Annotated in this window: 14 protein-coding genes; 9 read left to right on the top strand and 5 right to left on the bottom strand. The window is 53.4% G+C overall.

The features are described 5' to 3' along the window. Positions 1–14: 14 nt before the first annotated feature. From ACTJJ1_RS09395 to ACTJJ1_RS09385, 3 genes are read right to left on the bottom strand one after another with little or no spacing between them, the layout of a single operon-like run. On the bottom strand, positions 15–281 hold the full coding sequence (locus ACTJJ1_RS09395) for a DUF1427 family protein (RefSeq protein ID WP_073439824.1): 267 nt from the start codon (positions 279–281) through the stop codon (positions 15–17). Between the two features lie 4 nt (positions 282–285). Beyond that, the gene (locus tag ACTJJ1_RS09390) at positions 286–528 is read right to left on the bottom strand and encodes a DUF1427 family protein (protein ID WP_073439825.1); all 243 of its coding nucleotides are present in this window, start codon (positions 526–528) and stop codon (positions 286–288) included. A 54-nt stretch (positions 529–582) separates the two neighbouring features. Continuing rightward, positions 583–1,269, bottom strand: coding sequence for a hydrolase (locus tag ACTJJ1_RS09385; protein WP_440833279.1), 687 nt, complete (start codon positions 1,267–1,269; stop codon positions 583–585). 312 nt (positions 1,270–1,581) lie between these two features. Between ACTJJ1_RS09385 and ACTJJ1_RS09380 the strand changes: the two genes are divergently transcribed. The 4 genes from ACTJJ1_RS09380 to ACTJJ1_RS09365 are packed head-to-tail and all read left to right on the top strand — an operon-like array spanning position 1,582 to position 6,380. Beyond that, positions 1,582–3,459, top strand: a complete 1,878-nt coding sequence (locus tag ACTJJ1_RS09380) for an amidohydrolase (RefSeq protein WP_073439826.1) — start codon at positions 1,582–1,584, stop codon at positions 3,457–3,459. A 4-nt stretch (positions 3,460–3,463) separates the two neighbouring features. After that, a complete protein-coding gene (locus ACTJJ1_RS09375; protein WP_006326169.1) occupies positions 3,464–3,892 on the top strand; it encodes a DoxX family protein in 429 nt (142 codons plus the stop codon). Next, the gene (locus ACTJJ1_RS09370) at positions 3,879–5,507 is read left to right on the top strand and encodes an MFS transporter (RefSeq protein WP_440833276.1); all 1,629 of its coding nucleotides are present in this window, start codon (positions 3,879–3,881) and stop codon (positions 5,505–5,507) included. The genes ACTJJ1_RS09375 and ACTJJ1_RS09370 overlap by 14 nt, the downstream gene beginning before the upstream one ends. A gap of 51 nt (positions 5,508–5,558) precedes the next feature. Then, complete coding sequence (locus tag ACTJJ1_RS09365) at positions 5,559–6,380, top strand: alpha/beta fold hydrolase (protein WP_004946186.1); 822 nt, start codon at positions 5,559–5,561, stop codon at positions 6,378–6,380. A gap of 53 nt (positions 6,381–6,433) precedes the next feature. Here ACTJJ1_RS09365 and ACTJJ1_RS09360 read toward each other — a convergent pair whose 3' ends face one another. Continuing rightward, positions 6,434–7,054, bottom strand: coding sequence for a response regulator transcription factor (locus ACTJJ1_RS09360; RefSeq protein WP_440833274.1), 621 nt, complete (start codon positions 7,052–7,054; stop codon positions 6,434–6,436). 539 nt (positions 7,055–7,593) lie between these two features. Here ACTJJ1_RS09360 and umuD point away from each other — a divergent pair. The 4 genes from umuD to ACTJJ1_RS09340 all read left to right on the top strand — a co-directional run bounded on the left by umuD (position 7,594) and on the right by ACTJJ1_RS09340 (position 12,201). After that, positions 7,594–8,016, top strand: coding sequence for a translesion error-prone DNA polymerase V autoproteolytic subunit (gene umuD / locus ACTJJ1_RS09355; RefSeq protein ID WP_440833272.1), 423 nt, complete (start codon positions 7,594–7,596; stop codon positions 8,014–8,016). Positions 8,017–8,249: 233 nt separating this feature from the next. Then, the gene (locus tag ACTJJ1_RS09350) at positions 8,250–9,260 is read left to right on the top strand and encodes a LacI family DNA-binding transcriptional regulator (RefSeq protein ID WP_208904156.1); all 1,011 of its coding nucleotides are present in this window, start codon (positions 8,250–8,252) and stop codon (positions 9,258–9,260) included. 138 nt (positions 9,261–9,398) lie between these two features. Beyond that, positions 9,399–10,820, top strand: a complete 1,422-nt coding sequence (locus ACTJJ1_RS09345; RefSeq protein ID WP_004946181.1) for a glycoside-pentoside-hexuronide (GPH):cation symporter — start codon at positions 9,399–9,401, stop codon at positions 10,818–10,820. 25 nt (positions 10,821–10,845) lie between these two features. Next, positions 10,846–12,201 carry a NosD domain-containing protein gene (locus tag ACTJJ1_RS09340; RefSeq protein ID WP_440833269.1) on the top strand — a complete coding sequence of 452 codons (1,356 nt, stop codon included), beginning with the start codon at positions 10,846–10,848 and terminating at the stop codon, positions 12,199–12,201. Positions 12,202–12,331: 130 nt separating this feature from the next. On the opposite strand, the gene ACTJJ1_RS09335 is transcribed toward ACTJJ1_RS09340, so the two are convergent. Beyond that, positions 12,332–12,826 (bottom strand): thioredoxin family protein, encoded by a 495-nt coding sequence (locus tag ACTJJ1_RS09335; protein ID WP_004946178.1) that lies wholly within the window; start codon positions 12,824–12,826, stop codon positions 12,332–12,334. A 159-nt stretch (positions 12,827–12,985) separates the two neighbouring features. Between ACTJJ1_RS09335 and dsbG the strand changes: the two genes are divergently transcribed. Continuing rightward, positions 12,986–13,747: a thiol:disulfide interchange protein DsbG gene (gene dsbG / locus ACTJJ1_RS09330; protein WP_440833267.1), complete on the top strand. Its 762-nt coding sequence runs from the start codon at positions 12,986–12,988 to the stop codon at positions 13,745–13,747. Positions 13,748–13,780 lie beyond the last annotated feature (33 nt).

The raw sequence follows: 13,780 nt of genomic DNA, 5'->3' as shown, positions 1-13,780 counted from the left end.
CTGACAAATCATTACTAAAGCGGAGGGTCCTCTGTTGTCGTCTGAGCCTTGGCCGGTGGAGTTCCGCATATTTTGGGGACGCATTCATGGCGAAACCACGTCAGCGTCAGCGGCTGTCGGTTTATAAGCCGCCGGGTGACCGGGATGATCTGTTCGCCGATCAGCATCCCCAACAGGCCCAGCAGGGCAATAACCGGCGGAGCCGGTGAATGAATATCCAACGCAGCATAGATAATACCGGCCAGAAGACCGATTGCCAGCGAAACAAACCATGCTTTCATTTCATCAGTCCCCTTTCGCAGAGCAGGTTACAGGGGAAGAGGCCGCCGCACCGGGCTCCGTCTGACAACGCTGAGCGTTGGCGGTCTGTTCAGGTTGCAGCACCTGTCCCATCAAACTTTCTCCAGCCAGCATTCCCAGCAGCCCCACCAGCGCCAGTGCCGGGGGAGCCGGCGATCGGGCCTTAAGCAGCCCATAGATCAGGCCAATAAGCACGCCGGCGGAAAGGGAAATCAATCCTGCGCTCATCATTATCTCCAGTGAAGAAGCCAGCCGGGCTTTGCGCCGGCCGGCTTCCCGCGGTTAGCGGGCGGCGACCGGTGCCAGAGTGCGGTGCTCGCTCTTCTGACGAGAAGGCGCTTTGTGCACCATGGTATAGGCATAATCCACGCCCATGCCGTAAGCGCCCGAATGCTCTTTCACGATATCCATCACCGCGTTATAGGTCTCTTTGTGCGCCCAGTCACGCTGCCATTCCAGCATCACCTGCTGCCAGGTTACCGGGATCACGCCTGCCTGAATCATGCGCTGCATGGCATAATCGTGCGCTTCTTTAGAGGTGCCGCCCGATGCGTCGGCCACCATATAGATTTCATAGTTGCCTTCCAGCATGGCGCACAGAGCAAAGCTGTTGTTGCAGACTTCGGTCCACAGACCGGCAACCACCACTTTTTTCTTGCCGTTGGCGGCCAGCGCGTCACGCACTTTCTGATCGTCCCACGAGTTCATTGAGGTCCGCTCGAGGATGTCCTTGCCGGGGAACACGTCCAGCAGTTCCGGATAAGTGTTGCCAGAGAAACTCTCGGTTTCAACGGTTGTGATGAGGGTTGGAATGTTGAATACCTTTGCGGCTTTCGCCAGGGCAACGGTGTTGTTTTTCAGCACCTGGCGGTCAATCGACTGCACGCCAAAAGCCATCTGAGGTTGGTGGTCGATAAAAATCATCTGGCAGTTGGCAGGCGTAAGGACTTCGAGCTTAGAGGTTGTCATAAAAATACCCTTGGGATGAGGTTAAAAGTAACAAGGTCGTCACGCCGTTGGCGCAGCGACAGAGCCGAAAGCTACCGGGTGGTAAACGCTATCAACGGATTGAATGTTAGGCGGGAGGCGGGGGCAAAACTATTATCTGTTGGTATAACTAACCTTTCGTATACCTATACTTTGGTATATCTATCCCTTTGTATAACTGGTCTTTTCTCATTCCTATTCCATAATCCTTTCAATTCGCGTCGCTCTGAAGGGCCGCGTACGTTGTGTCCGGCGGCCTTCTGCCTGAACCGGACGTCACAGACAGGAGGATCTATGGTTTCGCTGGGCAAAGCTGATTTGATACTGGTTAACGGGCAGTTTCATACTGTCGATCGCGAGAATCCACTGGCGGAAGCCGTGGCGATCCGCGAGGGCAAATTCCTCGAGGTCGGTACCGTCGCCGAAGTGATGCAGCACCACTGCGAAGGCACGAAAGTGGTGGATCTGAAGGGACACACCGCGGTGCCGGGGCTTAATGACTCACACCTCCACCTGATCCGCGGTGGCCTGAACTACAACCTCGAATTGCGCTGGGAAGGCGTGCCGTCACTGGCGGATGCCTTGCGGATGTTGAAAGATCAGGCGCTGCGCACGCCATCGCCACAATGGGTGCGCGTGGTGGGCGGTTGGACGGAGTTTCAGTTTGCCGAACGCCGCATGCCGACGCTGGATGAGATCAACGAAGCCGCGCCGGACACGCCGGTGTTTATTCTTCATCTTTACGATCGCGCGCTGCTCAATCGCGCCGCACTGAGAGTGGTGGGCTATACCAAAGACACCCCCAATCCGCCAGGCGGCGAAATTCAGCGCGACGGCAACGGCAACCCGACCGGCATGCTGATTGCGCGCCCTAACGCCATGATCCTCTATGCCACACTGGCCAAAGGACCGAAGTTGCCGCTGGAACAGCAGGTGAATTCGACCCGTCAGTTCATGCGTGAACTGAACCGTCTGGGCCTGACCAGCGCCATCGATGCGGGCGGCGGCTTCCAAAACTACCCGGAAGACTATCAAGTGATCGCCGAGCTGCACGAGAAGAAGCAGATGACGCTGCGCATCGCTTACAACCTCTTTACCCAGCGGCCGGGGCATGAACTGGAAGATTTCGAAAAATGGACCGACATGCTGACGCCGGGCCAAGGCAGCGACTTCTTCCGCCATAATGGCGCAGGCGAAATGCTGGTGTTTTCCGCCGCGGACTTCGAAGACTTCCTGGAACCGCGCCCGGATCTGGCGCCGGGCATGGAAGACGAGCTGGAGCGTGTCGTACGCCACCTGGTCGAGCATCGTTGGCCATTCCGCCTGCATGCGACCTACAACGAATCCATCAGCCGCATGCTGGACGTGTTTGAAAAAGTCAACCGCGAGATCCCGTTCAATGGCCTGCACTGGTTCTTTGACCATGCAGAAACCGTGACCCAGAAAAACATCGATCGCATCAAGGAGCTTGGCGGCGGCATTGCCGTGCAGCACCGCATGGCCTTCCAGGGCGAATACTTCGCCGAGCGTTACGGCATTGAGGCTACCCGCCACACGCCACCGGTGGCCCGCATGTTGGAAACCGGCGTGCCGGTGGGGCTGGGAACGGATGCAACCCGCGTGGCCAGCTACAACCCGTGGACGGCGCTTTACTGGCTGGTTTCCGGCCGCACGGTGGGCGGCATGCAGATGTATGACGCCAATGCGCGTCTGGATCGCGATACCGCGCTGATGCTGTGGACGCAGGGCAGCGCCTGGTTCTCCAGCGAGCAGGGCAAAAAAGGGCAGATCAAAGCGGGCCAACTGGCGGACATGGCCGTGCTCAGCAAGGATTACTTCTGCGTGCCTGAAGAAGAGATCAAGGGCATCGAATCCGTGCTGACGGTGGTCGGTGGCGACATCGTTTATGCCGCCGGCACGTTCGGGCCGTTGGCACCGCCGTCCATTCCGGTGTTGCCGGACTGGTCGCCGGTGGTGAAGGTGCCGGGTCACTACCGCAGCGCACCGCCGGTAGCGAACGCGCGCGTCGGCATGATGTCACAGGCGCATCACTGCAGCGGCCCTTGTGGGGTGCATACCCACAATCATGATATTGCCCGCGGCTCCAGCGTACCCGTTGCAGATGACAATGCATTCTGGGGCACGCTCGGCTGCAGCTGCTTTGCGTTTTAATCCTATGAAAACGTCATCTGCATTTTTCATCGCGCCCCGGATCGATCTGGGGCTGTTCTTCCTGCGCCTGACCGGCAGCCTGCTCTTATTGCATGTGCACGGTTTGCCGAAGGTGTTTAATTTCAGCGAAGAACTGACACGCATCGAAGATCCTTTTGGTTTCGGGCCTTACATGAGCCTGTTGCCCGCCATTTTGGCTGAAGTGGTCTGCCCGGTGTTCATTATTCTGGGGTTCGGTACGCGTATCGCCTGTCTGCCCATTATCGGCGTGCTGCTGGTGGCGATGCTGTTCGTGCACCCTGGCTGGTCCATCGCCGAAGGGCAGTTCGGCTGGCTGCTGCTGATCATCTTTACCACGCTGGCGATAACCGGGCCGGGTAAATGGCGTATCGGTGCAGACAGGCCGCTGGAGAGGCGTTATGACGCAGATTAATGATATTCACAGCATCACAGCTGAAGCGCTGAAAGAGGTGCCGGCGGCGAACGCATCGCCGTGGCAACCGCTGCGCCAACGCGTGTTCCGCATGCTGTGGATAGCCACCGTCGTTTCCAATATCGGTTCATGGATGAACGATATCGGGGTGAACTGGACCATGCTGACGCTCAGTGCCGATCCGTTGTCCGTCGCCATGGTCCAGGTGGCCAGCAGCTTGCCGATGTTTCTGTTTGCGCTGCCTTCCGGGGTGATGGCGGATATTGTCGATCGCCGTAAATACCTGCTGTTTTCGCAGGTCTGGGTGTTTATCGCCGCGGCCGGGCTGACCCTCTTGTCGGTGACGGGCCACGTCACCCCCGGGGTGTTGTTGGTTGCGGCCTTCCTGCTGAGCGCCGGCGCGGCCATGAGCTCGCCGCCGTTCCAGGCCATCGTGCCTGATTTGGTCAGCAAAAATGAGATGGGGCCGGCCATTGCGCTCAATTCATTGGGCATCAACATCAGCCGCGCCATCGGCCCGGCGTTGGGCGGGCTGATTCTTTCCTTCGCCGGCCCCTGGATGGTGTTTTTGCTCAACGCCATCTCGGTGCTGGGCGTGGCCTGGGTGCTCTACCGCTGGAAGGCGGAACCGAGCGTTCAGCGCCTGCCGCCCGAGCACTTTTTCTCCGCCGTGCGCGCCGGGTTTCGCTATGTGCATGCCGCACCGGTTTTACGCAATGTGCTGGTTCGTACGGTAGCTTTTTTCACGTTCGGCAGTGCGGGCTGGGCTTTGCTGCCGCTGGTAGCGCGGCGTGAACTTGGGCTTGGCCCGGGCGGTTACGGGATCATGCTGGCCTTTATCGGCGTAGGGGCGATTTTCGGTGCCGTGTTGCTGCCTCGCTTGCGTAAGTCCTTCAACCCGGATCGGCTGATGGTGCTGGCAAGCCTGCTGTTTGCCGTCACGATGCTGGCGCTGGCGTTTGTCCGTAACGTCTGGCTGCTCAACGCGTTTGAATTTTTCACCGGCTTTTCCTGGATAGCGGTGCTGTCTACGCTGAACCTCGGCGCACAGCGCAGCGCGGCGAAATGGGTGAAAGCACGCGCGTTGGCGGTGTATCTGACCGTCTTCTTCGGCTCCATGACCGCCGGCAGCGCCATTTGGGGGCAGTTGGCCTCGCATTTCGGCATTCCCGTTTCGCTGTGCGTGGCCGCGTTGGGCATGGTGTTGGCCAGTACCACGGTTTACCGCTGGCGTTTGGACCAGGATCCCGACCTGAATCTGGACATCAGTACGGAGCAGGGAGCCACGCCTGAGCTGGATGTGCGCCATGACCGTGGGCCGGTGATGGTGAGCTATGAATATTTGGTTACGGCAGAGGATGCGCGCGCCTTCACGGTATGCATGCAGGATATGCGACGCGTCAGGCGGCGCGGCGGCGCCATCAACTGGTCTGTGTATGAGGACATTCTTCAGCCCGGCGTTTTTGTCGAGACGTTTGTGGTCGGTTCCTGGATGGAGTACCTGCGCCAGCAGGAGCGTTACACCGTCAATGACCAGAAAATACAAAACCGTATTTGTGCCTTTCATCAGGGCGAAACACTGCCGCTGATCCGTTACCTGGTGGCGCCGGTTTAACCGGGTCCGTCAGTCTCTGAGTTTATTAAACCCACTGCCAAGAGGTCTGTTATGAGCACGATTAAAACGAACGACGGTACGCAGATTTACTACAAAGACTGGGGAAAGGGGAAGCCGGTGCTGTTCAGCCACGGCTGGCCATTGGACGCGGATATGTGGGACAGCCAGCTAAACTTTCTGGCTGAACGCGGCTATCGTGCCATTGCGTTCGACCGTCGCGGTTTTGGCCGTTCAGATCAGCCCTGGACCGGTTATGACTACGACACTTTCGCGTCGGACATCAATGAACTGATCACGCAGCTTGATCTGCAGGACGTCACGCTGGTGGGCTTTTCCATGGGCGGTGGCGACGTAGCTCGCTACATCGGCCGCTACGGCAGCGCGCGTGTGGCTGGCCTGGTGCTGTTAGGCGCGGTTACGCCGATGTTTGGCAAAAGCGCAACGCATCCGCAAGGCGTGGACTTGTCCGTTTTCGAAGGGATCCGCAGTGGGTTGCGTAAAGATCGCGCCCAGTTCATCAGCGATTTCAACGTGCCCTTTTACGGCATCAATGCCGGCCAGACGATCTCTGAAGGCGTATTGACCCAGACCCTGAACATTGCTTTGCTGGCATCGCTGAAGGGGACCATCGAGTGCGTGACCGCGTTCTCGGAAACCGACTTCCGTGACGATATGCTGAAGATTGATGTGCCTACGCTGGTGATCCACGGCAGCAACGATCAAATCGTTCCTATTGATGTCACCGGTAAAGTGGCCGCCGAAACGATCCCTGGCGCTGAACTGAAGGTGTATGACAATGCGCCTCACGGCTTTGCCGTAACGCATCAGGACCGGTTAAACGACGATCTGCTGGCGTTCTTGCAAGCTCGTTAAGCAAAATGGCTCATGTGCGGGGTTCCCTGTATGCCTGCACATGAGCCGATTTGTCAGGATACTTTGGATTTACTGAGATTTAACCGCTCGGCATTACGCACCAAATCCGCGAGAGAACGCACCTGCATTTTATCCATCACCCGGCGACGATGTACCTTGACCGTAATTTCACTGACGCCCAGCTCTGCGGCAATCTGTTTATTCATCAAGCCTTTAATCGTCAGCTCCAGCACTTCTTGTTCGCGCGGCGTCAGCGTGAGGTGCCGCTGTTTCAGTTCGTAATGCTCGCGCAACTGATCTGAATTTTCCGCGGCCAGATTGAGGGCTTCCTGAACCGCCTTGAGCAGATCGTCGGAAGCGACGGGTTTGGTCAAAAACTCATGTGCACCGGCTTTCATCGCCTGCACCGACAGCGGGATGGTGCCGTAGCCGGTAAGGAAGATCACCGGCATTTCCCGGCCGCTTGCTTTCAGCGCATCGGTTACCGCGAAACCATCTCCGCTCGGCATGCGCATATCCAGAATGATACAGCCGGGTATGGCGGGAAAGGCATGTGTAAGAAAGGCCTCTGCGCAGTCAAAATCAACGGCATTGTAGCCGGCAGAGTTTAACAGCCTGACAATAGATTGCCTGACCGAATGGTCATCATCGACGACATAAACGACATGTTCCATAGCTTGCCTCTGCAATTACGCCCTGAAACCGGGCATGTACCCAAGGGAATCCCACGCAGTCCGCCCGTTCTTCGGCCGGCAAATGCGCTCATGCTACCCCCCTAATTAACCCGATCCGGATGTCAAAATGAAGACATGGCGGGGGATAATCAGGCTGCTCTGCGCCGCAGGCCATTCAGGCTGGGGTTACACCTCAATGAAAAAGATAAAGACTTGTAGTTTAGACGATGAACACAGAGCGATCATATCAGTGCGAAGGTCTGCTCATCGGTCAGCAGACCGGCCGAAATGATAAGCCAATTGAGAATAAAATGACCATTTTTATGTGAAAAATCATGTCATTATAGCTATAGCATGTTCTTGCCGTAAAGGTGTTTGCTTATAGCTGAGGGTGAAAATGCAGATAAGCTGTCGGCTAGCCAGAACAGCTAAATTTCCCACGGCATCAATCGGTTCCCGGGCCCCTCAGGGAAACAACTTGAACGCTATAAATCTCATGCGATACTGTATAAAAACACAGTTATGTAAGGTCGTTCATTATGATGTTTATTTCCCCTGCCGAAGACAATAAAACCACGCCGGCACTGCCGCTGTTTGCCGATCCCGTGGCTTGCGGTTTCCCTTCTCCGGCGCAGGATTATGTGGAGGCCCGGCTGGATATCGGCAAACTGCTGGTGCGGCACCCCAACGCCACTTACTTTGTGCGCGCCAGCGGCGATTCGATGGTCGAAGGCAACATCAAGGATGGCGATCTGCTGATCGTCGACAGTTCACTGCGGGCGGAGCACGGCAACATTGTCATCGCCGCCATCGACGGCGAGTTCACGGTGAAGAAGTTGCAGCGCCACCCCGATCTGCGGCTGCTGCCGATGAACCCGGCCTATTCGCCGATCGTCTTCGGTGACGAAGACGCGCTGGAGATCTTCGGCGTGGTTACTTTTATTGTTTATGCTGCGCTGTGAGCGGGAAATTAAAACCCCGGGCCTGGACGACCTGCGTATCAAACCAGAAGGACAGCGTTCCGAACCTGCTGGCGGCCCAACGTTCTATTTACTCAACAAAACCCCGCGATAGATAAAATTGAGAGCGCAAGCCGTGGTTTGATGTAACACAACGACATGTGAACTGGCTTGCATTTTCAACTCCCGTCACACTTTATAGTGAGTTCCATTGTAAGGGAGACGCATTAATCATCATGGCATCCATTAAAGACGTAGCAAAAAAAGCCGGGGTCTCTACCGCCACCGTATCGCGGGTTTTAAATAACCACCCCAGCGTAGTGGCGGAAACACGCAAGGCGGTGCGTGATGCGATGGATTATCTTTGTTATGTGCCAAGCAAGAGTGCTTTCCAACTTAGCGGCAAATGTTCCGGGTTGATTGGCGTGGTATTGCCTAATCTGGTTAACCCTCACTTCTGTGAGCTGCTGGCGACATTTGAAGAAGAGGCCAGATACATTGGTAAGTCGGTTATCGTTAAAACGCATCAGAATCAACCGCAGCAGGATAAGCAAATTATCCATACCTTGGTCGGCATGGGGATCGACAGCCTGCTGTGGGTACCGACAGAAGTGGAGGCTGAACTCTCTGAGTGGTTAACGATCACCAACATTCCGGTGGCAGTCGTAACGCAGGTTTCCCGTTTTTTTAACTCCGTATCAATTAACCAAGGTAAAGGCGCGGAAAGCATTGCGGAACATTTCATGCAAACGGGGCATACCTCATTGGGTTTTGTTGCTCAGGAAGGTGTCGATAATCGAAAAGTGTCTTCCTACAGTAAAAAAATCAGCAGCCATGGTCTGGCTCTAGCCAAAGAGAACCAGTTCTGGATAACCAAAGGTGTGGGAGAAAAAATATCAGGCCATATAAATATACTTGATGTCATCATCGAAAAATTAACGAAGCAGCATAAAACCTGTTCCTGTCTTTTGGTTTATAACGATGTCGCCGCCAGTTATATTATTGATGGGTTAAAAGAAAAAGGCGTTGCGGTACCCCAGAATATTGCCATCGCCAGCTTCGACAACACCTTATTGGCGCAAACAAAAAAGATCACCAGCATGGCACAACCGATAAGCGAAATTGCTCACCTGGCCTTTCAAATGGTGAAAAATCAAGTTAGGCAGGAAAGTATCGAAATGCATGAAATTGTCTCACGATTAATTATACGAGAGAGCAGCGTTAATATTCACATCACTACCCTGTAATTCGATTCAGGTTTAGCCAAGGTGCAACTGTTTGCGCCAGGGATTCCTTTTAACAAAAAACGATGAAAGCGCTGGCGTTGATGGCTGGAACACGGCCCGTGCTTTGTATTCATGACTGCGCAATAAAGAGGTGGGTTTATGTCTGCTACCGCAATAGAAAAGCAAAGCGCTTACGAAAAGCTGAGCCTGAAAGAAAAGGTGGGGTACGGTATGGGGGATGCCGGATCCTGCATGATTTGGAGCGTGCTGGCGCTGTACCTGACATGGTTTTATACCGATGTGTATGGCTTGGATCCCGGGATTGTGGGCACATTATTTCTGGTCATCCGCATTTTTGACGCCTTTAGCGATCCGGTCATGGGCGCTATTTGCGACCGCACCAAAAGCCGCTGGGGTAAATTTCGGCCCTGGCTGTTGTGGATGGCGCTGCCGTTTGGTCTGGGTGCCGTTGTGATGTTTACCACACCAGACCTGAGCATGAACGGAAAAATCATTTATGCATGGGTAACTTATCTGGTGATGTCGTTGATCTATACGGCGATCAATATTCCCTACTGCTCGGTAGCGGGCGTCATTACATTGAACCAGAAAGAACGCATGGGTTGTCTGTCATGGCGTTTCTTCCTGAACGGCCTGGCGACGCTTATCGTCTCTTCTTCCATCCTGCCCCTGACCGATTGGCTGGGTAATGGCGACCGGGCTTCCGGTTTCCAGATGACGATGATGATCATGGGCGGCGCTGCGACCTTAATGTTCCTGTTCTGCTTCTCCAGTATCAAGGAACGCGTCGTTTCGATTAAAGCCAACGACAGCTTAATGCGGGATCTGAAAGACATCGCCAAAAATGACCAATGGCTACTGATGATTTCGATTACCTTCCTGAACGTCTTCCCGGCTTTTATTCGCGGTGCGGTCACTATCTATTACGCCACCTACGTAATGCAGGCCTCGGTAGGATTTATCACCTTTTTTATGGCGCTCGGCGTCGCCAGCAATATGCTGGGTAGCGTGATTGCCAAGCCGCTCACCGATCGCTTCGATAAAATAAAATTGTTCCGCATTATCAACATCATTCTCGGCATCCTGTCCTTTGCGTTATGGTTTGTCGACCCGAAATCGCTGACCCCGCTGTTAACGCTGTTTATCGTCATCAATATTCTGCATTTAATCCAGTCGGGCCCCATTCTGTGGGCAATGATGTCCGACGTTGACGACTACGGCGACTGGAAATTCGGTAAACGCCTGACCGGTATCTCCTTCGCCGGCAACCTGTTTATGTTGAAAATGGGGCTGGCGGTGGCCGGCGCGATCGTTGCCTGGATACTGTCGTTTACCGGGTATATTGCCAATAAACCGGCACAGAATACGGAGACGATTCAGGGCATTATCATGATGTTCTCGTTACTGCCCATGGTGAGTTATTTCATCAGCGCGTTTATGGTGCGCTACTTCAAGCTGAATAATGCGCTCCTCGAAAAAATCAAAGTCGATCTTGCAAAGCGTGAACTGGAGAACGGCCGGGGTCAATCACTGGAATATAAAGACGTTCCTGTCCTTTAATGTCATCTTAGAAGAGGTTTAATTAATGGCGAGTGAAAATTACTACGATGTAACAGAATGGCATGTGGGTAATCCGTATGAGGATATTGGCGAGGTAATTAATAGCATTATCGCGGATGTTAAAAGCCGGCAAACGAACGTTGATATGAATGAAGGTGGTAAGCCAGGCGCCGTTATCTATATTCCGCCAGGTGACTATCATCTTACTACGCAGGTGGTTATTGACATCAGCTATTTGAAAATTGTGGGTTCTGGTCATGGTTTCACTTCTTCCAGCATTCGTTTTAATACTCCGGAGAGTGAGCTGGCAAACTGGCACGAAGTGTGGCCGGGGGGCAGCAGAATACAGGTGGGCATATCGTCGGCGGCTGGCGATGAGGAGTATGCAGGAGCCGCATTTTATGTTCAGCGTGATGGCGCACCCCGAATTAGCTCGGTAGAGTTTGCTGACTTTTGTATTGATGGTTTACATTTTTTGGATGATGGCTCAGGAAACAATGATCCAGAAAATAGCTACACAAACGGGAAAACAGGTATTTATATTGCCAGTGCTCAAGACTCATTCCGAGTTACCGGTATGGGGATGGTGTATTTGGAGCATGGGGTGACTATTTATAATGCAGATGCGCTGGATGTTCATGATAATTTCATCGCTGAATGCGGCAACTGTATAGAGCTACGGGGTTCGGGGCAGGCGTCAAAAGTGACCGATAATTTACTAGGCGCTGGTTATAAAGGCTACTCAATTTATGCTGAGAATTTTGGTGGGCTATTAATTACGGCCAACAATATTTTCCCACGGGGTAAAAGCAGCGTCCATTTTTCTGGTGTCGTGCGCTCAGCTATCTCCAGCAATAGATTTCATTCATTTTACCCGGGAATGGTGGTGCTCCAGGGAAACTGCTCGGAAAATTTGGTTTCTTCAAATCACTTTTTACGTGACCGTGAACCTTGGCCTCCTATGCAGGCATACAACAATGGCTTGGATGATTTGTATGGCATTCTCTATATCAGTGGTGACAATAACTCTGTGATTGCCAATCATATTTCTGAAACGATAGGTACTCAGTATGTCACGCCCCCAGGTGCAACACCCGTAATAATACGTATCGCCTCGGGGCAGGGAAATTATATTTCTGGCAATCATATTGTTGCCACTACCGAAGCGTCGGAGGTGCAGGCTATAGCAACGGGTTCTTGTTTCGCTACGCAAGTGGGCGCTTTGCTGGCTACCGATCAATTGCAGGAGCTTGACGTGACTACCGTACTGATAGAAAACGAATCGGTTAAAAACACGGTTCTTGATTCGGGAAGTAACGCCCAGGTTGTTATGGACAAGGCTGTAAATGCATTCAGAGCCACGCCAATGCCAGGGGTATAAATCGTCTATTCAAAAAAGCCCTGCAAATAAGCAGGGCTAAGACTCTTATTGATATTACTCGTTTTTTATTAGTCCCCGATGCTGCCCAGCACCAGGTATTCACTATTTTGATCGGGTTTTCTGACGATCCTCAGCCCTGAGGGAAAATTGAAGCCACTTCACGGGCGGTATCGGCCAGAAGTTCGCCGTTTTTGTAACTCTCGGTCACTTCTCCATTCTTGCCGATGGCTGTTTTAGGCCGTTCAATAAACTGCCCCAGCGGAATCGCGTTCTCATCCAGTACCACCGCAAACGGAATTTTGACTTTATCGACACCAAAGTGTGCTTTAAAGACGGCTTCCGCCTTATCGCGCGTGACGATGCCCAAACGAATAGCCGGTGCTGACGCGGCAACGGCATGGATAACGGGCAAGTTTTTATGGCAGTCGGGGCACCACATTTCGGCTGCAACCAGAATGCTGTACGAACCCGGCAGGCGCGACAGCTTACCGATGATATCGTCAGGCAATGCCCCTTTGGCAAGCGCCTCAAAATGCCGCAATGCCTTGCTGTCTTCTTCTGTTCCGCCGGCAACAAATTCGCTGTAACCCGATGCGGCATCAAGCAGTGCTTTGAAATCTTGCATGTATTCTCCTTAGGTATTAACTGGCACTCGGCATCACATAACTCGGGCAATGATAAAGGCCAATGGGATCTTTTTTGCAATTATTTCTGGCATGACCGAGAGATCCGGTGGTTTGTGATATAAAGGCCCGTAACGAGTACCTATTATATGGAGATAAGAGTGAACAAATACCTCCTCGCGTTATCTGCTGCGCTTATCGGCACGCAGGTTCAGGCTGCAACGCCTGCTGAGCTTCCCGCACCGGTCAAACAGCTGGAAAAACAAGGTATTGAAATCATCAAACCCTTCACGGCTCCCGGTGGGGTTCAGGGTTGGTTGGGAAAATATCAGGGAACGGGGGTGACAATTTATCTGACCCCCGATAAAAAACATGCCATATCAGGTTATATGTACGATGAGAACGGCAGTAACCTGAGCGAAAAAGTCATACAAGAGGAGATTTACATTCCTGCTGGCCGGGAGATGTGGCAAACGCTCTTAAAGGCGCCAGGCATCATGGAAGGCAGCGATAAGGCAAATTGCCAGATTGTCGTGTTTGCCGATCCTTTCTGCCCATATTGTAAAAAGTTCAGACAGGAAGTGCAGCCCTATATCAACGACAATAAAATCGCCATGAAAACGCAGTTGGTCGCTGTCATGCAGCCCGACAGCGGCCGTTACGCGGCGGCGATATTGTCTGCTGATAACCCCGCGAAGGTGTGGCAGGATTTCGAACTGTCTGGCGGTAAAAGCAAGCCGGCACTCCTGGAAAAAACGCCGCAACCGATTTTTTCCCAGATCCAGTACAACCAGAAATTGATGGACGATCTGGGCGCCAACGGCACACCGGCGATTTATTATCTGAACCATGCCAACGTGCTTCAACAGATCGCCGGTCTGCCGGATAAAGAGCAAATGGCCAATCTTGTGGCTTGTAAATAGCTCGTATGCCGTTTGCAGGGTGACCGCAGCTCA

It is taken from the genome of Serratia sp. 22264, assembly GCF_052045345.1.
Taxonomy (GTDB): domain Bacteria; phylum Pseudomonadota; class Gammaproteobacteria; order Enterobacterales; family Enterobacteriaceae; genus Serratia; species Serratia plymuthica.
The sequence above is the reverse complement of the archived record's forward strand: the minus strand, read 5'-3'. Positions and strand labels throughout refer to the sequence as shown.